The following is a 24166-nucleotide window of genomic DNA, read 5'->3' as shown; positions in this document are numbered from 1 at the left end:
TTTTGCCCTCATAATTCAAATTTTAAACGAAATATCATGAGAAAAGTAAAAGTAGGAATTACCGGTATATTTCTTTTAGTATCCGGTTTACTGATGGCGCAAAATGTGAATAGGACGCCACAGGGTGTAAAGGTAAATGTGGTGGAAGGAAACTTCAATGCAGAAGTTATTTTTTATTCTCCTTCTATTGTCCGCATAGTGAAGTATCCTTCGGTAAAGGATCAGATGCCGGACAAAGAAAGTCTTTCCGTAACATTGGTGCCGGAACAAACTAAGATTGATTTTAAGGAACAGGGAGATGATGTCAGATTGAAAACGTCTGATATGATTGTTATTTTAAACAAGACCGATGGAACGGTACGCTTCACCGATACAAAAAACAACGAATTACTGGCAGAAAAGGGAACTCCTTCTTTTTATCCGAATAAGGGCAAAGCCGATGAGGGCACTTATAAAGTTCGCCAGGCCTTTACGCTTGAAAAAGAGGAGGCTATATATGGATTGGGAATACTTCAGAATGGTAAAATGTCGCAACGTAACCAACGGAAGTATCTGATGCCGGGCAATGTGGAAGACGGAATCACCTTCTTCCAATCCGTGAAAGGCTATGGTCTTTTCTGGGATAACTATTCTCCGACCAACTTTGCTGACGATGAGAATGAGACTTCATTTGAATCGGAAGTTGGTGATTGCACAGACTACTATTTTATGTATGGTGGAGATGCCGATGGCGTAGTTGCCCAAATGCGTACTCTTACCGGGCAAGTACCCATGTTCCCCTTGTGGACGTATGGCTACTGGCAGAGCAAAGAGCGTTATAAAAGTCAGAATGAAGTACTGGGCGTACTGAACAAATACCGTGAATTACAGATTCCCCTGGATGGTATCGTGCAGGATTGGCAGTACTGGGGTAGTAATTACCTGTGGAATGCAATGGAATTTTTGGATGGTAATTACTATAATCCTCAGCAGATGCTGGATGAGATTCATGCAAAGAATGCGCACATGATTATCACGATCTGGTCTTCATTCGGTCCACAGACCAAGCCTTATAAGGAGCTGAATGAAAAAGGACTATTGTTTAATTTCAGGACTTGGCCTCTTGCAGGCACTGATACGTGGCCTCCCAGGGAAGACTATCTGTCGGGCGTGAGAGTTTATGATGCCTACAGCCCCGTTGCACGTGATATTTACTGGAAACATCTGACTCGCCTCTATGATTTGGGTATGGATGGATGGTGGATGGACTCCACCGAACCGGATCATCTGGATGCAAAACCCGAAGATTTTGATACACCTACCTATTTAGGCTCATTCCGCAAAGTACGCAGTGCCTATCCGTTGATGGCCGTAGGTGGTGTTTATGATCACCAACGAGCTACGACTTCAGACAAGCGTGTGTTTATTCTTACCCGTTCAGGATTTGCTGGGCAGCAGCGCTACGGATGTAATGTATGGTCGGGTGATATCGTTTCTACCTGGGAATCATTGCGTAAACAGATACCTGCCGGGCTGAACTTTACCCTTACGGGAAATCCCAACTTCAATAGTGATATCGGGGGCTTCTTCTTAGGCCATTACAACAAGGGATGGAATGATGGATCAGCTACAAAGAATCCGTCCTATCAGGAATTATACGTACGCTGGGTACAGTTTGGAGCGTTCAATCCGATGATGCGTTCGCACGGAACGGAAGCTCCGAGAGAGATTTATCAGTTTGGAAAAAAAGGAGAACCCATTTACGATGCTATCGAAAAAGCTATCCGTTTGCGTTATTCTCTGTTACCTTATATATATTCTACTTCCTGGCAGGTCACCAATAAGCAGTCAAGCTTTATGCGTGCGCTGATGATGGATTTTGCCGATGACAAGAAGGTGTGGGACATGAATGACGAATATATGTTTGGCAAGTCTATCCTGGTGGCTCCGATTGTGGAAGCGCAATACACTCCGGAAGTGGCAGCTACTGCATCGGAAGAGACAGGCTGGGACAGGGATGACAATAAAAATAAGAGCAAAGGCAGCATGACAGTAGACTTCACTACAAAGAAAACTGCAAAGATTTATCTGCCCGCAGGCACTGTATGGTATGATTTCTGGACTAATGAGAAATATGATGGTGGTCAGGAAATATCAAGAGAAACGACTATTGATATGATTCCACTTTACGTCAGAGCCGGAAGTATTGTTCCCATCGGCCCCGATGTGCAATATGCGACAGAAAAAGCTTGGGATAATCTTGAGTTGAAAGTGTATGCAGGTGCCAATGGCAGTTTCACCCTTTACGAAGATGAGTTTGATAATTATAACTATGAATCAGGAGCATATACGGAAATTCCTATGACATGGAATAATGCTTCCCGTACGCTCACTATCGGTGCACGCAAGGGAAAATATAACGGCATGCTCGAAAAACGCCAGTTTACGGTGAAGACAGCGGACGGCAACAGCAAGACGGTTACTTATACAGGAAAGAAGGTGACGGTAAAACTTTGACCAGATGGAGTAACTTCACTTTGAGTGTGATGTCTATCATCAATGGTATTGATGGTGGGCATCATCGGCATTGATGATAGGCTAAGGCCAGGGGACATGAATGATGGAGGTAAATCAAAGGTAAGGTGCTGGTTTAGGGCTGACCAGAGCCATTTTTTGAGCGTATGTTACATCAATGTAAGTTTATGTAACATGAAAAGACGGGATGTAACATTGACCGTAGCAAATGGGAACACGAAGATTCGAAAAGTTCTTTGTAATGAACTATCTTTGTACAAAACGAAGGTTAATTAAAAAGTATCTTACCATGAAAACAAGAATTAGTTGGATTTTTTATTGTTTAGTAAGTTTCATGTTACTTCCCTCTTTGTCGGCGGCAGAGCGTTTTGTGACAAATAAGAGTAATGGTTTTACCTGGATACAGCAAGGAAAGGCGTATCCGATACTGGTAGACTCGCAGGAAGATAAAGGAGTGCTGAGGGCTGTTGCCAATTTGCAGACAGATGCAGGTAAAGTGACAGGCGCTACTCCGGAAATTATTCATTCCCCATCCGGTAACCGTATGCTGATTGTCGGTTCTGTTGAGAATAGTTTATGGATTAAACAACTGGTGCAGGCAGGAAAGATTCCAGCTGCAGATTTGAAGGGGAAACGTGAGAAGTACATTCTTCAGACGGTGAAGCAGCCCGTGGAAGGAGTGGAAGAGGCAATTGTCATTGCCGGTAGTGACAAGCGGGGAACTATTTACGGTATTTACGAGCTTTCCCGGCAGATGGGTGTCTCTCCCTGGTATTTCTGGGCAGATGTTCCGGTGGAGAAGCATGATATTATATCTATTAAAGAAGGTGTATATACCGATGGTGTACCGGCAGTGAAGTACCGCGGTATTTTCCTGAATGATGAATGGCCCAGTTTAGGCGGCTGGGCGTCTGCTACCTTTGGTGGGTTCAATAGTAAGTTCTACGAAACGGTGTTCGAACTGGTGCTTCGCCTCAAAGGAAATTTTATGTGGCCTGCTATGTGGAACAGTGCTTTCTACGATGATGACCCGATGAACGGTCCGTTGGCCAACGAGATGGGAATTGTGATGAGTACTTCCCATCATGAACCGATGGGACAGGCTCAAAAGGACTGGAAACGTCGTGGAAAAGGAGAGTGGAATTACACTACGAACGGTGCTGTGTTGCGCGACTTCTGGCAGCAGGGTATGGAACGCTGCAAGGATTGGGAAGCGGTGATCACCCTTGCCATGCGTGGCGACGGCGATGAACCGATGAGCGAAGATGCCAATATCTCCTTGTTGCAGAATATCGTGAAAGATCAGCGGAAAATCATAGAGAAAGTAACCGGTAAGAAGGCAAAAGAAACTCCGCAGGTATGGGCGCTTTATAAGGAAGTGCAGGATTATTATGATAAGGGTATGCGAGTGCCCGACGATGTAACGCTGCTGCTCTGTGATGACAACTGGGGCAATGTACGTAAATTGCCCGACTTGAAAGCGAAGCCTCGTAAAGGTGGTTACGGCATGTATTATCATTTCGACTATGTAGGGGCTCCCCGTAACTCCAAATGGATAAATATTACTCAGATACAACGCACGTGGGAGCAGATGATGCTGACCTATGACTATGGCGTGCGCGAATTGTGGGTGGTGAACGTAGGTGACTTGAAGCCGATGGAATATCCCATCACCTTCTTTTTAGATATGGCCTGGGAACCGAAACGTTTCAATGAAAATAATCTGTTTCAGCATACGGTGGATTTCTGTCGTCAGCAATTTGGCGGATACTATGCCGAAGAAGCGGCTCGTCTGATCGACACTTATACTAAATACAACCGTAGGGTTACTCCGGAAATGTTGAATGACCGGACTTACAGCCTGGAAAATTATAACGAATGGCAAAGTGTAAAAGATGAATACGCTGTATTGTGTCTGGATGCTTTGAAACTTTATTATCTGATGCCTGCCGAATACCGGGATGCTTTCGACCAACTGGTACTTTTCCCGATACAGGCATGTTCCAACTTATATGATATGTACTATGCCGTGGCAATGAACCGTAAACTGGCAGAGGCCAATGATGTGAAAGCCAATAAATGGGCGGATAAGGCACGTGCTTGTTTCGAGCGCGACTCCGTGCTGACTTATCATTATAATCATGTAATGAGTGGGGGCAAATGGAATCATATCATGGATCAGACTCACATCGGATATAGATCCTGGAATGATCCGAAGCGCAATATAATGCCTAAAGTGACTTCTGTACCCGAGCCCCGTATAGCTCCTGCGCCACCTGTGTTTGTAGAAAAGGATGGATATATATCTATTGAAGCAGAACATTATACCCGTTCAGCGAATGGTGCATCTGCTAATTGGATTACGATCCCTAACCTGGGACGTACCTTGTCAGCCGTCACTACTTTGCCTTCCACAGCTACTCCGGGCGAAGATATGTATTTGGAATATGATTTTGAAACGGAGAAGAGTGGTGAAGTAACAGTTATAGTACGTTTCTCTTCGACATTGAATTTCAATGATTATAAAGGACTGCGATATGCGGTTTCACTGGATGGCGGCGACGAACAGATAGTCAACATCAACGGTGATTATAAAGGTGAACTTGGCAGATTGCAGGCTGAGCACATCATTACTACCCAAACAAAACATTTGCTTGATAAGAAAGAAAAGCATACCTTGCGCATCCGTCCGCTTGATCCGGCACTTGTCATGCAGAAGATAATGATTGACTTCGGAGGTTTGAAACCTTCTTTCCTGGGAGCGCCGGAGAGTTCTGTAAAATAAGAAGGAGTATGGAGAAAGGAAAGATTATGAAATACAGATTTGCTTTATTGATAGTACTGGCCTGCATCTGTTCTGTGTTGGCTGAGGCTAAAGTGAAACTCCCATCCGTTCTTTCGGATGGGATGGTATTGCAACGTGAACGTCCCATAAAAATATGGGGAACGGCTGATCCGGGTGAGAATGTGGTTGTCATGTTCAAGAAGAAGAAATACACGGCAGTAGCCGATGAAAATGGCAAATGGCTGGTAACACTTCCTGCAATGAAGGCCGGTGGTCCTTATGAACTGACAGTGAACGAAATGACAGTGAAGGATATCCTGATAGGAGATGTATGGTTGTGCTCGGGACAGTCGAATATGGAACTGACGGTGGCGCGTGTAGCGGATATGTTCGGTAGAGAGACTGCTACTTACGAGAATTCAATGGTCCGCTATGTCAAGACTCCCTATGGTAATGATTTGCATGGTCCTAAAGAAGATATATCCCAGATGAACTGGACAGCACTGAATCCGCAGGTTGCCCAGTCTTATGCTGCATTACCTTATTTTTTTGCAATAGAGATGTATAATGAGACGAAAGTTCCTGTCGGCATTATCAATTCAAGTTGGGGAGGAAGTTCTATTGAAGCCTGGATGAGTGAAGATGCGCTTCAGGCATTCCCGAAGAACCTGCGTGAGCGGGATATCTATAACTCCGATGAATACAAGGCATTGATGAATAAAGCGGGAGGAATGATGTCGAGGTTTTGGAATCTTTCTTTATATAAAGGTGATGAAGGCCTTCATGCTCCGGTTAAATGGTATGAACCGGAATTGAATGATTCCGACTGGGAGGAAGTGAATATGTTTTCTTATCAGTTGGGCAGTAAGGATGGTTATCCGGTAAGTGGATCGCACTGGTTCCGGCAGAATATTCGCCTTACAGTCGGGCAGGCTGATAAAGATGCCATATTGCGTTTAGGCTGTATGGTAAATGCGGACTCTGTGTATGTGAATGGTGTTTTTGTAGGTACTACTTCCTATCAATATCCGCCGCGCATTTATAAAGTTCCTGCATCGGTGTTGAAAGCGGGAGAGAATCTGGTTACGGTACGTCTTATTAATTCCGGTGGTCGTCCCAGCTTTGTAAAAGGTAAGCCCTATTGCATGGCGATAGATGGGGATACGGTTCGCTTGTCCGAGGAGTGGAAGTATAGGCTGGGTTGTGAAATGCCTGCCGGAAGAGGAGGTGTATCTTTTCAGAACATTCCGACCGGTATGTATAATTCCATGATTTCTCCTTTGCGGAATCTTACTTTTAAGGGAGCTTTGTGGTATCAGGGCGAATCGAATGCAGGACGTCCGGGTGAATATGAAGCTTTATTGACTGCCATGCTCAAAGACTGGCGGGTGAAATTTGCAGATGAAGACCTGCCATTCTTTATTATGCAGCTACCCAATTTTATGCAGACGCATCAGCAGCCTGTAGAAAGTGGTTGGGCAGGTATGCGTGAAGCACAGCGGCAGGTGACGTTGAAGTTGCCTAATACCTCTTTGGTTGTGGCAATAGACTTAGGAGAGTGGAATGATATTCATCCGCTGAATAAGAAGGAACTGGCAAGGAGAGTGGCGCTTCAGGTCAAGAAGAAAGTATATGGTCACAAAGATATAGTTCATAGTGGTCCGCTGTGCACTGCCGCCGCTATTGAGGGAGGAAAGATCATTCTATCTTTTGAGGCGGGAACGGATGATTTAATGCCTGTAGCTCAACTTAAAGGTTTTGCGCTGGCGGGAGCGGATGGACGTTTTAAATGGGCTGAGGCGACCGTGGAAGGCAATAAAGTGATGGTCTGGAGTGAAGGGATTGCTCAGCCCACAAAGGTTCGCTATGCTTGGGATGATAATCCGCAGGAGGCCAATTTGAAGAATAAGGCGGGACTTCCGGCTTCGCCGTTTCAAATGGATGTTCCATGATTCCCTAAACTTGATTGACTAAGAAACACCGGAATTTACGCGCTCGGTGCAATATGACAATAAGATAGTGAAACAGATGTATTCCGTTGCAATACATCTGTTTTTTTTCATTATTAATAACAAAGGTCCCAATCAGAAAGTTGCTTCCAGAAGGATAAAACCTTGTTTTATCTGATTCATATCATCTATTGTTATGTTACAGATGGTCTATTCTGCTCCATTACATGATCTATTCTAATCAATCAGATAATCTATTCTCCCTAAACGGATGATGTAATTTGAGAAATGGCTACACCTTTTGCCCCATAAGGCTACACCATCCTTACCAAAAGGTGACACCATCACCCAAAAAGGGTGTAACCCTTCTGAAAAGCAGGCAATATTCTTCTATTTCAAAGAAGATAGGTAGCGGAATCAAATAATCATATTTGAAGAAAATACGATCAAAGCGCAATTAATAAGAACGAAATAAGAAGGAATCTCTTTCTAAAATGCGCTTCCTTTCACCATTACAAATCATACTGCATTTGCCTAACAGGTAATCCTTGCTTTTTTTGCATCACGGCAACTAATGGTACGAAAGAAAGCAACCTCAGACATCATGATTTACATTTTGTCATATTGCTCATTTCGCTCAAGCAGCTCATTTTGCTCAAATTACGTAAGTAGCCTGAAAGTTTTTCCCTTTACTCTATTTTTATCTGTCAGTATATTTATTTTACCATGTAACCCCTCCATTCTCAAGGACCTCTTTCCTCGCATAGTGAGTCTAATCAAGTGCACTTTCTTCTACTATTTCTTTCGCTTGTTTATATTCATTTCCGAAAGATATGTCCATCCCCTGTCTGATCTTGATAGAAAGTAATCAAAAAGGCTTAAAAGTGTTAATGGATGTATTGCTGCAATAAATGAATGAAAGTCATTTTTTAGCTTTAACAAGTGGGTTACATATTTTTTGTGATACGTTACCACGCTGTTTTTTCTTGCATTTCTCTTGCGATTTTTGATTCATTATTATGGTGTTTTTCGTTCGCGGAAATGGCTTTTCAAACTCTCTTTCTCTTTTTGAAAACAACTCTCTTGTGTGTTTATAATTGGTTGAAATATAGTGTATTACATAATTTTACGAAATGCGGTCAAAAAAGAATGTAACATCGAAAAGAAAGATGTAATGTCATCAAAAAAACGTGTAGCATGATCGTATCCGCCCTTCCATTTCTGATGCATACATTTGCTGCTGAGAAAAAGCGACTATATTATTTGGAGAGATACGTATGGAAAACACTTTTCTTTCCTCTTATGACATGAAACGCTAATATATGTAATAATAGTAATATGATTATTAACCGTTGAATTATTAATCTTAAAAGACTAATTGATTATGAAATGCAAGTATGATGACAGCTAAAGCTATCTATAATAGCTAATGGAAAAAAGAGAATGTAGTTTTTAATATCTTAAACTAATGGTAATGAAAAATGTAACAAAAAAAATCCAAAAGATCCCTTACCTGCTGGTTTTGTTGCTATTAAGTTGTTTGCCAACTTTAGCGCAAAATGGGGTAACGGTAAAAGGAACAGTTCTTGATGGCACTGGAGAAACTGTAATTGGTGCTTCCATCGTTGTGAAAGGCAACACTTCAATAGGTACGATATCAGATATAGATGGAAATTTTACGTTGGCTGTTCCTAATGATAATGTAACTCTCGTTGTTTCATTTATCGGTATGGAATCACAAGAGGTGAAAGTAACCCCTCAGCAATCGATCAGAGTCGTGTTGGAAGATGACAGCCAACAGCTGGAAGAAGTTGTGGTAGTGGGTTTTGGTCAGCAGAAGAAGGCCTCGGTGGTGGGCTCCATTGCACAAACCACTTCGAAAGCTTTGGAGCGCACCGGTGGTGTCTCCAGTTTAGGTCAGGCGCTGACGGGTAACCTCCCGGGTGTAGTGACTATGACTACTACCGGTATGCCGGGTGAAGAAGACCCGAAGATCACCATTCGTGGTGTGACATCCTGGAACTCAAGCGATCCGCTTATATTGGTGGACGGTGTAGAACGTCCCATGAATTCGGTGGATATCAACTCTGTGGAAACCATTTCTGTATTGAAGGATGCGTCGGCAACTGCCGTATTCGGTGTGCGTGGTGCCAACGGTGTAATCTTGATTACCACCAAACGTGGTGCCGAGGGTAAGGCAGTGATCAACATCAATGCCAGTACGACATTGAAGACCTACTCTAAATTGCCCGATATGATGGACTCGTATGATGCGCTTTCGCTCCGTAACCAAGTTATCGAGAGTGAACTGGCTTATAAGCCGGAAGCCTGGAGTTACTACCTGACGCAGGACCGTTTGAACAAGTATCGCTATCCGGCCAATCAGGCAGAAGCTGAACGCTACCCCAATATGGACTGGGTGGACTATCTGTTGAAGGACGTAGCTACTTCTTATAATGCCAACGTCAACATCAGTGGTGGTACTAAGTTCGTGAAATATTTCGCCAGTGTGGACTATACGCATGAAGGCGATATATATAAGAAGGTAACCAATATTAAGGGCTATGACCCGGGATTCGGATACGACCGTATCAACGTGCGTAGTAACCTCGATTTCAACCTGACCAAGACTACTAAATTGCACGTCAACCTTTCGGGTTCGCATGCCGTGAAGAAGGCTACGCAAGGTCAGTACGAGAATCTTGTTTGGAGTGCTTTCTATGGCATCTCTCCCGACTCTTTCATGCCGGTGTACAGTGACGGTACCTTTGGTTACTATTATCCCAACCCCACGCAGGCTGCCACTAACTCTTACGAGGGACTCAGCGTCAACGGTATAGGTTATACAACAGATGATCGTCTGAACACTGACTTCACCCTCGAACAAGATCTTGGTTTCGTACTCAAGGGGTTGAACATACAGGCTAAGTTGGCATTCGACAACGCCTTCCGTGAAACAGGTCGTGGAGTGGATGACACAAACGACTGGGAAAGTGAAATGCACAAATGGATCGATCCCGATACAGGTATAGAGTATACCGACGTTTCTCCTGATGCCTTATATAAGTTCGACTTTAAGAATAACAGCGCTTGGATGACCGGTGCGGGTGCTGTTCAAAACTGGGCTACCTACCGCCGTATGAACTATTCCGTTCAGCTGAACTATTCCAATAAGTTTGGAAAACATACAGTGGGAGCCATGGGTAACTTTAGCCGCGAGCAGTATGCTACCGGTAGCGAACAGCCCCATTATCGTGAGAACTGGGTGTTCCGTGGCACATATGATTTTGCAAACCGTTACATGTTGGAATATAACGGTGCTTACAATGGTTCCGAAATCTTTGCTAAGGAAAATCGCTTTGCCTTCTTCAACTCGGGTGCTATCGGATGGATGGTTTCGGAAGAACCCCTTGTGAAGAAACTCAACCTCAAGTGGCTGGATATGTTGAAGCTTCGTGCGTCTTATGGTCAGATTGGCGATGACAATGTAAGCGGACGTTGGCTTTATATGGATACTTGGAGCAATGGTGGCAGCTATCGTCAGTCGTTGACGGGTGTAGATCCTTCCAAGAGCCCTTACAGCTGGTGGCAACAGAGCCAGCTTGGCAACAAGAACCTGCAATGGGAGACGGCTACCAAACTTGATATCGCTGCTGACTTCGCTATTTTTGGCGGCCTTATCTCGGGTTCATTTGACTATTTTAAGGAAAAACGTACCGATATTTTGGTAACCGGTGCCAATCGTGCCGTTCCTTCATATTTTGGTACTTCCGCTCCTGTGGCCAATCTTGGCAAGGTAGACAGTGAAGGTTTCGAGTTGGATATTCGCTGGAATAAGCAGCTCAACCGAGACTGGCGCCTTTGGGGTAATGGTTCTCTGACTCATGCTGTCAGCAAGATCAAGGAGGCGGATGATCCCAGACTGAAACCTGACTATCAGAAGAAGGCTGGTAAGGCTATTGATCAGAATTATTCTTATGTGGATCATGGATATTATAATAGTTGGGATGAACTTTATGGTAGTACGGCGCACGATGAATACGATGAAGGACGTAAGCCCGGTAACTATGTCATCCTCGATTATGATGCCGACGGTATTATTTCCGTGAACGACAATATTCCTTATGGCTATACAGGTACTCCGCAGAATACAATGAACCTTCAGATCGGTGCTGACTACAAAGGCTGGAGCTTCTTCGTTCAGTTCTACGGTGTGACTAACGTAAGCCGTTCTGTAGGCCTCAGTAGCTTGGGTGGTACAAGAAACACCGCTTTCCACGAGGGCAGCTACTGGTCTCCGGAAAATCAAAACGGTGATGTACCTCTGCCTCGCTGGCTGAACCAGACAAGCCGGTATACCGATGGTACACGCTTCCTCTTCGACGGTTCGTACGCACGTTTGAAGTATGCTGAACTTTCATATACCTTCTCTAAGGAAAAATGGCTGAAGGCATCGGGTTTGGGCACTTTGAAGCTGTTTATCAATGGTAACAATCTCTTCCTCTGGACCGATATGCCCGATGACCGTGAGTCGAATACCGGTGGATGGAGCGCATACCCCACTCAACGTCGTTTCAATTTAGGTTTTAAAATAACACTTTAATCTGAGATTAAGATGAAAAATAAGATTATTCACATACTTTTCGTATTCTTCGCAGCCGGATTCACGTTTACTTCGTGTACCGACTATCTGGACAGAGATTCCGACTCTGTGCTGTCAGCAGAAGATGCGTTCAAGAACTTCAATAACTTCCAAGGATTTATCGAAGTGATGTATAACGTTATCCCCGACGTGGCCAAGCATAACTGGGTAAGCTCCTTTAACTGGGGTGACGATGAGGTTATTACTACCGGTAATGGTGAAGGTTTGATGGGGTATGCTATCGATGGTGGTAACTACCGCACTTATATTGGTAAAGGTGACTGCTTCCTGGATAGAAGCTGGAAAGTTGATGGAGACCGTTTTGCTAAGGCTCTGTGGGGTGGTGGCTGGTATGCCATTCGTCAGGCCAATCTCGGTCTTGAAGCTCTGCAGAGTGGTTTGTTGAAGGATGCCACGCAGGAGGAACGTGACTTTGTCGAAGGTCAACTCTATTTCTTCCGCGCTTGGTTCTATTTCCAGCTTACTACTTATTGGGGTGGCTTGCCATATATGGAAAGTGTATTGCCATCCGATGCACAGTTCAACCTGCCGCGCGAAAGCTATCAGGAGAATGCCGAAAAGATGGCGAGAGACTTTCAGCGTGCTGCCGAGCTGCTTCCTATCGACTGGGATAACACTGCTGCAGGCAACCGTACTAAGGGTAACAACGCTTTCCGTCCCAACAAGATTTGGGCACTTTCTTACCTAGGTAAGTCTCTGCTCTATGCCGGTAGCCCTTTAATGGTGAATGGTGGTGAAAATAGCAACCGTTCATACGATGCGGATTATTGTAAACGCGCGGCTGATGCTTTGGGCAAGGTGCTTGCCATGGTTGAAGGTGGTCAGACACAATATGCTTTGGTAAACTTTGACAAATACAGCAGTCTGTTTTATACTAAAGAGCAGAACTGGCTGATGCCCGGTGGTACGGAAGCCATTATGCGTAGCCCTACTTACGGTGCCGACTCTTACTGGCGTCAGATGAACTCCTATCAGATTCAGGATATTGCAGAAGGTGATGGTATCATTCTCTGTCCCGCTGCCAACTATGTGAATTATTTCGGTATGGCGAATGGTCTGCCACTCAGTGATCCCAATTCCGGATTCAGTAAGGAGCAACCTTGGAAAGGTCGTGACCCGCGTTTCTACAATAACTTTCTCTATGATGGTGTGAAGATGATTAAAGCTCCGACGGACGATAAATTCAAAGCTTTTGAGTATGCCAACCTCTATGAAGGCGGTAATGCCTGCAACGATCCTAAGAGAACCAGCCGTACGGGCTATCTCAACTATAAGTTTATTCCGTTGGGAGCCAACAAGGCTGATAACGACTACGGATACGGTAAGGCTACCCATTTCCATTTAGCATGGTTGCGTCTGGCAGAAGTATATCTTCTGTATGCCGAAGCTGCTGCGCAAGGTTACGGTTCGCCCTCCGGTAAGTCTACTTCTTTCACGAAGAATGCTGTGGAAGCAGTCAATGTAGTCCGTCAACGTGCGGGTGTGGAAGATGTTGCCACCGCATACACTGCCGATCTTGAAAAATTCATGGATGAGGTTCGTCGTGAACGCGCTGTTGAACTAGCTTACGAAGGACATCGCTTCAACGACCTGCGTCGTTGGAAACTGCTGACCGAATCTCCTTACAACATCAAGACCACGCAGCGGTTCGATCGCGCGGAAGCATTTGACCCTAATGCCGACCCGAAAGAACGTAAAGTCGTTAACTTCCGCGAAGAGGTAGTGACGCAGCGCAAGCTCTCCGGCAAGCACTACTGGCTGCCATTCAAGACCGATGATGTGACGATGTATCCTGAATTCTACCAGAATCCCGGTTGGTAATGGTTTTATTAACGTAAAAACTCTAATAAAATGAAACATATATATAAAGGACTTGTACTTTGTGCGACGTTGGCTTTCGCTTACACACATACTGCCGCTCAAGAACCGCTGGCAGATATGTTGGAAGCTGCTCAAGCTGATACGCTCTCAAAGGTGCAAGTGGCATTCCGCTCCATCGACCAGCGCGACCTGCTGGGTGGAGTATCAGTGATTGATATGAAGGAAATGTCAGAGAAAGCATATACAAGCAATAGTTTAGGCTTTGTAGACAATGTGGTGGGCGGTTTCAACGGAAACATCTGGGGAAATACCGAATACCTCGTTATCGTAGACGGTATGGTACGCGACGCTAACAACGTGCTCCCTCACGAGATAGACCAGATTACGCTTTTGAAAGGAGCGTCGGCCGTAGTGCTTTATGGTCCGCGTGCGGCCAAAGGCGTTATCTCCATCACCACCAAACGTGGCGAAATTGGCGATCTAAGAATTAATATTCATGCCAATACCGGTTTCTATACTCCCAAGTCTTATCCCAAATATTTGGGTTCGGCAGAGTATATGACTCTCTATAATGAGGCTCGTGCCAATGATGGACTGGCTGCGAACTACTCGCAGGAAGATATCTTTAATCATGCTTCCGGTTCGAATCCCTATCGCTATCCCAACTTCGACATGTATTCTTCCGAATACCTGAAGAAAGCTTATAACCGTTCGGAAGCAATAGCCGAAATCTCAGGTGGTAGCGAGAAGGTAAGGTACTATACGACTACCGGTTACTATCGCGAATCATCATTGCTGAAGGTGGGCAAGACCGAGGATAACTATGTCAGCCGTTTCTTTGTACGTGGTAACGTGGACATGCGGCTTCATAAGCTTATCACTGCGCAAGCTGATGCCAATGTTACTTTTTATGATTCCTATTCGGCCAATGTAGACTGGTGGGGACAGACAGCCACGTTGCGTCCACACTTGGTGACTCCGTTCATTCCCTTGAGTTACATTGAGGCAACCGATCAGAATTCATTGAATGCTGTGCTGAACAGTAGTTATCTTCAAAATGGCAAATTCTTCTTTGGTGGTACGCAGCAACATCCCACCAATCCGGTGGCCGATGCTTATGCAGCCGGCGACAGCAAGTTCGTAAGCCGTCAGTTCCAGTTCAATACCCGTTTTGACGTCAATCTCTCTCCGTTGCTCAAAGGCCTTTATTTCCGTGCTAAATACGGTATCGACTATGCATCGACCTATAATCAGGGTTATAGCAACAGTTATGCCACTTTTGCCCCTACGTGGAGCAACTACAACGGCGAGGATATCATTTCAAGCATTACTCAGTATGGTAAAGATGAGAAGAGTGGCACTGAGAACATCAGTAACTCGGCTTATCGTTATACATACAACGTGTCCGGTCAGTTCGACTATCAGAATACTTTCAACGAAGATCATAACGTCTTCGGTATGATTCTGGCCAATGCCTGGCAGACACAGCGCAGCGGACATTACCATCGCACTACTAACGCCAACTTGGGCTTCCAGGCATCCTACAATTATCAGCACAAGTACTATGCTGATTTCAGCGTTGCAATGCCTTATTCTACAAAGTTGCCCACCGGCAATCGCGTGGCCTTCTCGCCTACGGTGACTTTAGGCTGGAATCTGGCGAATGAGAAGTTCCTGGAAAACTCTATTTTCGACAATTTGATGTTCACTGCTTCTGTAGGTATCATTAATCAGGACCTCGACATCACTGCCAGTGACAATGAAGACGGCTACTACCTTTACAAGACAGTGGTACAAAAAGGTGGCTGGTATAGTTGGGGAGATAACGGTGATCTGGCTGCAACAGAGTTTCAGCGTGGTAACAATCCCGACATGACCTATGTGAAGCGTAAAGAGTTCACTGCCGGTTTGCGTGGTTCAATGTGGAGTAATCTGATCAATTTCGATATCAATTTCTTCACCAGCAAGATGGATGGCGGATTGGTTCGTCCCGGTTCATTGTATCCTAACTACTTCACGCAGATTGGTTATCCGTCATCATCTATCATCCCTTATGTAAACTTCAATGTGGATCAGCGCACAGGTTTCGATTTCAGCGTATATGCCAATAAGAAGGTGGGCGAGGTAGATCTGACTCTGGGAATTAGCGGTATGTATTATAAGAGTACTGCTAAAAAGCGTGACGAGAACATCGAGTTCAGCTATCTATCGGCTGTGGGGCGTGCGCTGAACGGATACTGGGGCTTGGAGAGCGAAGGTTTCTTCCAGGATGAAGCTGAAATTACTTCGGCTCCTACACAGACGTTTGGTGACGTGAAACCGGGTGACGTCCGCTACAAGGATCAGAACAACGACGGCAAGATTGATGATAATGACCGCGTATTCCTGGGTCGTTGGGACTCTCCGCTTATGAGCGGCATCAACCTCACTGTCAAGTGGCGTGATTTTACTTTCTTTGCAATGGGTAACCTTTACTTGGGTGGTCACGGCATGAAAAATAACTCTTATTACTGGATGAGCGGTGACAGCAAATACTCAGAAATAGCACGCAATCGCTGGACTCCCGAGACTGCGGCTACAGCTACCTACCCGCGTCTGACGACTACCAATGGTGCAAACAATCTCCGTACTTCGGACTTCTGGATGTACAAGAACGACCGTTTTAATCTGTCTCAGGTGCAGCTCACTTATGCTATGCCCCAAAATGTGTTGCGAGGAACTTTCATTAAAGGCTTGAGCTTTTTTGCCAATGCTAACAATCTGCTGATGATTGCCAAGGAACGCAAGATACTGGAAATGAATGTGGGAAGCGCACCTCAGACACGTTTCTACCAACTTGGTTTCAAGGGTACGTTCTAAGAATGTGAATAATAAATAATATGAAGATTGAAAAATAAGAAGTTATGAAACTAAAAAATATCATCTTGTCAACAGCATTATTGGTGGGATTCTGTGCTTGTGATGACCTATTCGAGCCGGCTATAGAAAACCATAAGACTGTGGAAGACTTGGAGAATATGCCTGCATGGGCTGTCGGTTTACTGGGACATGCTTATATCAGTAATCCGCTGGGCGAAAACGCCAACTCTTGGAAGTTTACCGATGTGGCTACTGACGATGCCGTGTCCAACGATGTGGGCAATGGATATCTGAGAATGGCGACCGGTGCATGGCGTGCCGACAACAATCCTGTGGATAGTTGGCAATATTTGCGTGCCTCTTGGCAATACCTCAATCAATTTCTCGAAATATCCGATAAAGTGGAATGGGCCAAAGACGAAATGGCTTCCGAGCTATTTAAAATACGTTTTCAAGGCGATGCGTATGGTATGCGTGCCCTCTATATGTATCATTTGCTGATGAGTTGTGCCGGATGGACTGCCGATGGACAACTGCTGGGCATACCCATTCTGCTGGAGTCAGAGACTATCTACTCCGACTTCAATAAACCGCGCAACACATTCCGTGAATGTCTTGACCAGCTGAACCGGGATGTGGAGAAAGCTATTGAAATGCTTCCGGAAGAGTATGGCGATGTGGAAACTACGGCTGAGGTGCCCACTAAATATACTCAGATGGGTGCCGACTTTAGTCAGTACAACCGTGTCTTTGGCGATCATGCCAAGAATCGTATGAGTGCCCGCGTAGCTCGCGCTGTTCGTGCTCAGGCCGCTCTGTTGGCTGCCAGTCCCGCTTATAGTGAAGGTTCAGGTGTTACTTGGGAACAGGCCGCCAACCGTATGGCTGAAATCTTGGCGAATCTTGGCACCAACCCCATTGCGGCTATTGATGCTACGGGTAACAAGTGGTACGAGGATTCCAACGGTATCAAGAATTTGGTAGCAGGCTACAACCGCCCCGAATTCTTGTGGCGTAGCAACAAAAACGAGAGTGCCGACCTTGAAAAGGATCAGTATCCTCCTTCACTTTTCGGAAAAGGTCGTGTTAACCCGACGCAGAATTTGGTAGATGCATTTCCCGCGCTGAACGGTTATCCCATCAGCGATCCGAAGAGCGGATACGATGCTCAGAATCCGTATGCTGATCGCGACCCTCGCTTAGCTCTATACATTATTTATAATGGCAGCAAGGCAGGTAACTCAAGTAGCGTCATCACTACTGCTGTAGATGGTACTAACAATGATGCCATGAACAAGTTCGACGGTGCTTCTACACGTACCGGCTATTATCTTCGCAAGTTCTTGGATATGAACGTGAATGCTAACCCCAGCAATACGACCAACGGTTATCACATTAAGCCTTGGATTCGTTATACTGAAATTTTCCTGGGTTATGCCGAAGCAGCTAACGAGGCTTGGGGGCCACAAGGTAAAGGTGCAAACAGCTACTCTGCTTATGACGTGATTAAGGCTATCCGCCAGCGTGCCGGTGTCGGTGAGAATGGTGGTGATCCCTATCTGGAATCAGTGAAGAATGACCAGGACAAAATGCGCGAACTCATCCGCAACGAACGTCGTCTGGAACTCTGTTTCGAAGGCTTCCGTTTCTGGGATCTTCGCCGTTGGAAGGTAGATATCAGCAAACTGAACGAAACTGCAAAGGGTATGAAGATTACAGGAACTCACCACGAGGTGGTGGACGTAGAGAAACGCGACTATAAAGATTATATGTACTATGGTCCTGTACCTTATAGCGAAATGTTGAAGTTTGATGCTCTCATCCAGAATAAGGGATGGTAAGCGACAGGCTGTATGTAAACGAATTTATATAAACTGAATAAATGAAAATAGCAATGAAAAAATCATTCTGGATAATAGCCGCTATGGCGGGAGTCTTGTTCACTGCATGCGAAAACGGTGACCGGGATTTCCCAGACTTTAAATATTCTGCGGTTTACTTTGCCTATCAAAGTCCCATTCGTACCATCACACTGGGCGAGGATCCATCCGTAGATAACTCATTGGATAACGAGCACAAGTGTCAGATTATGGCTACGATAGGTGGTGTATATGATAACAAAAAAAATGTGGAGATTGGTATCCGGGTAGACAATTCGTTGTGCGATGGTTACACTTTCGAAAGCACAAAAGGTGATATCGTGCCTTTGCCCACATCGCACTACACGCTGAGTGATGACAAGATTGTTATCAAGAAAGGTCAGGTATTGGGTGGCGTTACGGTGAATTTGACCGACGCATTCTTCAATGATCCCAAGGCTACGGAGTTGAACTACGTTATTCCGGTAGTAATGACCGGTGTGCAGAATGCCGACTCCATTTTGGAAGGTAAGATTGCGGCTGGTATTGGTACTCCCGATCGTGTGAATAAGGAAGATTGGGAAGTACAATCCAAAGATTATATTCTTTATGCCGTGAAGTATGTCAGTAAATACGATTCACATTACTTGCGTCGGGGTGTTGATACTTATACTGGTAACAAGACCGGTACGGAAGTTCGCCATGCTGCTAATGTGGAGAAGGATGAAACCATTGGCGGATTCAGTACGCTGGGCTTGAACAAAGTGCAGTGGGAGCGTCCTACTAAAGATGCTGCCGGAAAGAATGTTGAAGCCAATTTGATACTCACTTTCGACGAGAGCGGCAATTGCGTCATTACTTCTAATACCGATGGCGTAGAAGCTAGCGGTAACGGTAAGTTCGTTGCCAAAGGTGACAAGAACAGCTGGGGAAATAAAGACCGCGATGTAATCTATCTGGACTACACCATGGACTACGCTGGCATTCATTGTGCCACTAAAGACACTCTGGTGACGCATTACCGTGGCGTGAAGGCTGAATGGTTTACTCCCGTGAAGAAATAACGACAGGGTTTCTTATTTTAAAAAGTATTAATATGAAACATACAAAAAATATATTAGGTACAATGCTTTTGATGGCTGCGGCTGTTGGCGTCGCTTCTTGCGTGGATGACAAGCCGTTGGCTTTCTCGGTAGAGAAACCTGCTTCCATTGCAGGTATGGAGTACCTCAATGACTATGATGTCTTGAAAACTTATGTGAACAGCAGTGCCAATCCCGACTTTAAGTTGGGAATTGCACTGGCTGCAAACGATTACACTGCTGGAGGACTAGTAACTCAGTTGGCCAACAGTAATTTTGCGGAAATGACGGCAGGCAATGCCATGAAGTATGCATCATGTGTGAACGATAATGGTGAGATGAATTTTGGAACAGTGGAGAACTTTGTTTCTGCGGCTAAGGCCGGAGGTCTTACTATTTACGGACATACGCTGGCTTGGCATGCACAACAGAGGAATAAGTATCTGAATTCACTGATTAAAGATAAGGAGATGGATGTAGATCCAGATGCGAAAGTGGATAAAGTAGATTATGAAATAGACTATTCTACTGCGGGATATAGTTTTTGGAACGAAGCAAATGCAGAAGTAAAAGAAACAACTACCATTGGAAAAAATGATGCCGAAGGTTGTTTGGAAATTAAAACTTCCGTTGCAGCTTCTCAGAATTATTTTGTTCAGTATTTTACAGCTGATGGCTTACCAACTGAAATAGGTAAAGAATATAAGTTAAAGATGATGGTCAAAGGTTCTGCTGAAGGTACTCTTAATTTCGGCATTGGACCTTGGGGCGGCCGAGCAGAAGGTTCTTTTTCTTTCAACACAGAATGGAAAGAGTATGAGTTTCCATTCAAAGCGGTAGCAGATGGCGGGCATGTAATGACACAATCCGGTCTTTTTGTGGGAACTATTCAAATTAAGTATGTTAAGATTACTCATTCTGAGGCTCCGGTTATGGAAATCTTTACCGACATAATTGCCAATGGTGATGCAGAAGGTAGTGAAACTACTAATTTTGTTTCTACTCATGTGGGTGGGACTAATGGTGCTTGCGATATCGTTGATGGTGTAGGTAAAGATGGTAGTCGCGCTTTTGTTGTAACGTCAGCAGGTGGTGGTGTAAACAGTTGGGATACTCAGTTCTTTCTCTATGCTGACCGCCCGTTGGTAGATAAGGAAGTAGTACATATTTCTTTTGACTATCGTGCAGATGTACCTAACAAGTCAGAATCTCAGGCTCATGCTGCTCCAGGTGCTTATATTCATTATGATGGCGGATGTGCTGTTGATTTTACTACAGAATGGCAACATTTCGAAAAAACTATTACAATAAATACAACTCTTTCTCCTACTGAAAACATGCAGACTTTTGCATGGAATCTTGATGTAGGTGTGCCTAATGCGCCTGCTAACAAGTATTATTTTGATAATATCAAGTTGCAAATAGTAACTAAAGGCAATTCTATTCCTCTCACTCCCGAAGAAAAGAAAGACACCCTTACTTGGGCTATGAACAACTGGGTAGAAGGTATGATGAAAGCTACCGGTGGTTATGTAACTGCATGGGATGTAGTGAACGAAGCTATTTCCGGTGGTGGTAACGATGAAGGTTTCTATACCTTACAATCAGCCAGCAACGTTTCTCCCGAAGATGCCAAGAACAATTTCTACTGGCAAGACTATTTGGGTAATGTGGATTATGTACGCATTGTTGTGGCTGCCGCTCGCAAATATTATGCAGAAAACGGTGGTACTGCTCCTTTGAAGCTCTTTGTCAATGACTACAATCTGGAGTCAGACTGGGATGATAACAAAAAAGTCAAGAGTTTGGTACACTGGATTGAGAAGTGGGAAGCTGACGGTGTAACAAAGATTGACGGTATCGGTACACAGATGCACGTATCTTGCTATGCCAATGCTGCCACGCAGAAGAGCAAGGAAGACCATGTAGTGAAGATGTTTGAAATCATGGCTGCGAGTGGTAAGCTTGTGAAGATTACTGAGCTTGATATGGGCTATGTAGATGAGAACGGTACCAGTGTGAAGACAGAGAATATGACCGAAACTCAGCATAAAGCGATGGCAGAATATTATAAGTTCATCGTGAAGAAGTACTTCGAAATTATTCCTGCTGCTCAGCAGTATGGTATTACCCAGTGGTGTGCTACCGATGCTCCCAGTGATTCTGGCTGGCGCGGTGGTGAACCCGTAGGTCTTTGGGATTCCAACTTCAGCCGTAAGCATACCTATGCAGGTTTTGCTGATGGATTGGCTGGGAAATAATAGAGTTTTATAAAAGAAGGCAGCGGGTGTCATAATGTGAAACCGCTGCCTTTATTATCTTAATAAAAATTGTACAACAATGAAAAACATTTTATTTATTTTATTGGCTTTATTACCGACTTTAGTATGGGCCGAGAAAAGTGAGAGCGTTCAAACGAATGCTTATGTGGCAACAGGGACTTATACTACTAGTGCTTTTGGTGGAGTTCATGTCTTAACAGGACGTGACGAGTTTACTAAAATGGCATTTGTCATTGGTATCCAATTAGATGAACTTCCGGATGGAATGTATTATGAGTGGAAATTATTAGAGGCGAATGGTGGGGATGAGACTTTTCAGCCACAGCCAAGCAATGATAAGGTCTGCTATATAGGATTGAATGGAAATACGGATGTTTTAAGGTTTTCCGTAACTACACGTACAGCAAGTGGTTTCCAAGGAATAGTTGCAGAAAGAGTTTTTACCTTCCTTTTCCTTCCGAATCGGTTATAGATATGTTAGGGTATAACCGGAGATGATATTTATACCTATAGTTTTGTCCGTTATTGGTAATTAGGGATATTCCTAAAATAAGAAAATTTAAGGCAACTAATTCATTGCGAGTTAGTTGCCTTTTTTGTATCTTTAAGCATTCCCCCTAAAAAACGGTTTGACTGCCAAAACGGGGGTAATCTAAAATAGAAACACATGGTAAAGATACAAAAAATATCAGAAATCGAACCTTGTTTAGGTTTTAGTGAGTTCGATATGCTTAAAAAATATCGTCAAAGTTTTGCAACGAGTGAATTAGGTCGCCTCCATTCTTTATTCCCTTTCTCGGAACTGGCCCGACAAATGCATTTGAAGTCCTCTGCTTTGGGGCGTAAAAGTTATTTTTCTCCCGAAGGTAAAATAGCCTTGATGGTCTTGAAGTCTTATACCAACTTTTCCGATTCACAACTGATTGACCATTTAAACGGTAATATTCATTACCAGTTATTTTGTGGTGTTCAGATCGATCCGCTTCATCCGCTAACCAATCCTAAAATCGTTAGTGCGATTCGTCAGGAACTAGCGGCTCGCCTTGATATTGAGTCCCTCCAGCTTATTTTGGCAGAGCATTGGAAACCTTATCTTGAGAACCTTCATGTCTGTATGACCGATGCCACCTGTTATGAAAGTCATCTGCGCTTTCCTACTGATGTCAAACTCTTATGGGAAGGTATTGTATGGCTTCATCGTCATCTGTGCAAACATTGCCGGACATTGCACATGCAACGTCCCCGTAACAAGTATCTTGATGTAAGCCGTGCCTACCTTGCTTATAGCAAACTGCGTAAACGCAGGAAATCACAGACCCGTATGATTAAACGCAGACTACTTCAGTTATTGGAAAAGTTACTGGACCAGCTGGAGCAGCTTCATTTATCCTACAGGCACAGGCTTACACTATCCTCTGATTACCAAAGACGTTTATCGGTCATACGGACGGTCCTTGAGCAAGGGAAGAATTTATTTGCAGGCAAAAAAGTGCCCAACCGTATTGTGAGTATCGACCGGCATTACCTTCGCCCCATTATCAGAGGCAAGGAAACCAGATCCGTTGAATTCGGAGCCAAAGTCAACAATATACAGATAGATGGAATCTCCTTTATTGAACATATCTCCTTTAAGGCTTTTAACGAAGGAGTACGTTTGAAAGACTGTATTCATCTGCAACAACAACTGACCAGGGTTAGGGTTAAGGCGCTTGCAGCGGATTCAATCTATGCTAATAATGCCAACCGGAAATTTTGTACTAAATATCATATAAGTACTTCCTTTAAGCGTAAGGGCAGAGCGCCCAAAGATGAGCCACTTCGGAAGATCTTACGGTCGGAACTCAGCCGTGAAAGAGCGACCCGCCTGGAAGGAAGTTTTGGAACGCAGAAACAACATTACTCACTGGCCAGAATTAAAGCTAGAAACAGGAAAACGGAAATGCTTTGGATTTTCTTTGGAATACATACGGCCAATGCAGTATGCATGATAGAAAAGGTTGAAAAGAAAAAAAGAGCGGCTGCATAATCAGACTAAAATAACAAAAGGAAAACAGGAGAGGTTTTTAACTTCCCCTAAAAAGACATATACATAATGTACCGTTGGGGAGAAAATATAAGAATATGTAAATAATATTCTATAAAAAAGATAGAAGACTGGAGACTTTACAGGAAAAAATTAAGAGAAAAGCTCACGTAAAGTAAAACTGTTCTCTTAATTTATAAGAAATACGGACATTTACTGAATATCCCTAATTAGTCTTATATAGGGTTAGGTTTCTGATAGGATGAAGCTGTCATAAGGTATAAAACGCCCATACAGGAAACTCTTGTATGGGCACTTTTTTCCCCGTT

General features: G+C 44.3%; 11 protein-coding genes. All 11 read left to right on the top strand.

Annotated features, from left to right (window positions below; translation table 11 throughout):
* The first annotated feature begins 36 nt into the window (after positions 1-36).
* The 11 genes from BN161_RS00055 to BN161_RS00005 all read left to right on the top strand — a co-directional run bounded on the left by BN161_RS00055 (position 37) and on the right by BN161_RS00005 (position 23840).
* On the top strand, positions 37-2496 hold the full coding sequence (locus BN161_RS00055) for a glycoside hydrolase family 31 protein (protein WP_044261985.1): 2460 nt from the start codon (positions 37-39) through the stop codon (positions 2494-2496).
* Between the two features lie 307 nt (positions 2497-2803).
* Entirely contained in the window at positions 2804-5299 is a 2496-nt protein-coding gene (locus BN161_RS00050; RefSeq protein WP_044261984.1) for a glycosyl hydrolase 115 family protein, read from the top strand.
* A gap of 26 nt (positions 5300-5325) precedes the next feature.
* On the top strand, positions 5326-7251 hold the full coding sequence (locus BN161_RS00045; RefSeq protein ID WP_044262362.1) for a sialate O-acetylesterase: 1926 nt from the start codon (positions 5326-5328) through the stop codon (positions 7249-7251).
* A 1465-nt stretch (positions 7252-8716) separates the two neighbouring features.
* Positions 8717-11851 (top strand): SusC/RagA family TonB-linked outer membrane protein, encoded by a 3135-nt coding sequence (locus tag BN161_RS00040; protein WP_044261982.1) that lies wholly within the window; start codon positions 8717-8719, stop codon positions 11849-11851.
* 12 nt (positions 11852-11863) lie between these two features.
* Positions 11864-13732 carry a RagB/SusD family nutrient uptake outer membrane protein gene (locus tag BN161_RS00035; RefSeq protein ID WP_044261980.1) on the top strand — a complete coding sequence of 623 codons (1869 nt, stop codon included), beginning with the start codon at positions 11864-11866 and terminating at the stop codon, positions 13730-13732.
* Between the two features lie 30 nt (positions 13733-13762).
* Positions 13763-16591: a SusC/RagA family TonB-linked outer membrane protein gene (locus BN161_RS00030; protein ID WP_044261978.1), complete on the top strand. Its 2829-nt coding sequence runs from the start codon at positions 13763-13765 to the stop codon at positions 16589-16591.
* 44 nt (positions 16592-16635) lie between these two features.
* On the top strand, positions 16636-18432 hold the full coding sequence (locus BN161_RS00025; RefSeq protein ID WP_044261976.1) for a RagB/SusD family nutrient uptake outer membrane protein: 1797 nt from the start codon (positions 16636-16638) through the stop codon (positions 18430-18432).
* Positions 18433-18485: 53 nt separating this feature from the next.
* Complete coding sequence (locus BN161_RS00020; protein WP_044261975.1) at positions 18486-19514, top strand: DUF5627 domain-containing protein; 1029 nt, start codon at positions 18486-18488, stop codon at positions 19512-19514.
* Positions 19515-19546: 32 nt separating this feature from the next.
* On the top strand, positions 19547-21793 hold the full coding sequence (locus tag BN161_RS00015; RefSeq protein WP_044261973.1) for an endo-1,4-beta-xylanase: 2247 nt from the start codon (positions 19547-19549) through the stop codon (positions 21791-21793).
* A gap of 79 nt (positions 21794-21872) precedes the next feature.
* Positions 21873-22286, top strand: a complete 414-nt coding sequence (locus tag BN161_RS00010; protein WP_044261972.1) for a hypothetical protein — start codon at positions 21873-21875, stop codon at positions 22284-22286.
* 195 nt (positions 22287-22481) lie between these two features.
* Entirely contained in the window at positions 22482-23840 is a 1359-nt protein-coding gene (locus BN161_RS00005; protein WP_044261969.1) for a transposase, read from the top strand.
* Positions 23841-24166 lie beyond the last annotated feature (326 nt).

It is taken from the genome of Bacteroides timonensis (assembly GCF_000513195.1).
In the GTDB taxonomy this organism is placed as follows: Bacteria; Bacteroidota; Bacteroidia; order Bacteroidales; family Bacteroidaceae; genus Bacteroides; species Bacteroides timonensis.
The sequence above is the reverse complement of the archived record's forward strand: the minus strand, read 5'-3'. Positions and strand labels throughout refer to the sequence as shown.

Excerpts from the sequence above, each read along its gene's own strand:
- BN161_RS00055 (WP_044261985.1), top strand. The coding sequence starts at position 37 with ATGAGAAAAGTAAAAGTAGGAATTACCGGTATATTTCTTTTAGTATCC.
- BN161_RS00050 (WP_044261984.1), top strand. The coding sequence starts at position 2,804 with ATGAAAACAAGAATTAGTTGGATTTTTTATTGTTTAGTAAGTTTCATG.
- BN161_RS00045 (WP_044262362.1), top strand. The coding sequence starts at position 5,326 with ATGAAATACAGATTTGCTTTATTGATAGTACTGGCCTGCATCTGTTCT.
- BN161_RS00040 (WP_044261982.1), top strand. The coding sequence starts at position 8,717 with ATGGTAATGAAAAATGTAACAAAAAAAATCCAAAAGATCCCTTACCTG.
- BN161_RS00035 (WP_044261980.1), top strand. The coding sequence starts at position 11,864 with ATGAAAAATAAGATTATTCACATACTTTTCGTATTCTTCGCAGCCGGA.
- BN161_RS00030 (WP_044261978.1), top strand. The coding sequence starts at position 13,763 with ATGAAACATATATATAAAGGACTTGTACTTTGTGCGACGTTGGCTTTC.
- BN161_RS00025 (WP_044261976.1), top strand. The coding sequence starts at position 16,636 with ATGAAACTAAAAAATATCATCTTGTCAACAGCATTATTGGTGGGATTC.
- BN161_RS00020 (WP_044261975.1), top strand. The coding sequence starts at position 18,486 with ATGAAAAAATCATTCTGGATAATAGCCGCTATGGCGGGAGTCTTGTTC.
- BN161_RS00015 (WP_044261973.1), top strand. The coding sequence starts at position 19,547 with ATGAAACATACAAAAAATATATTAGGTACAATGCTTTTGATGGCTGCG.
- BN161_RS00010 (WP_044261972.1), top strand. The coding sequence starts at position 21,873 with ATGAAAAACATTTTATTTATTTTATTGGCTTTATTACCGACTTTAGTA.
- BN161_RS00005 (WP_044261969.1), top strand. The coding sequence starts at position 22,482 with ATGGTAAAGATACAAAAAATATCAGAAATCGAACCTTGTTTAGGTTTT.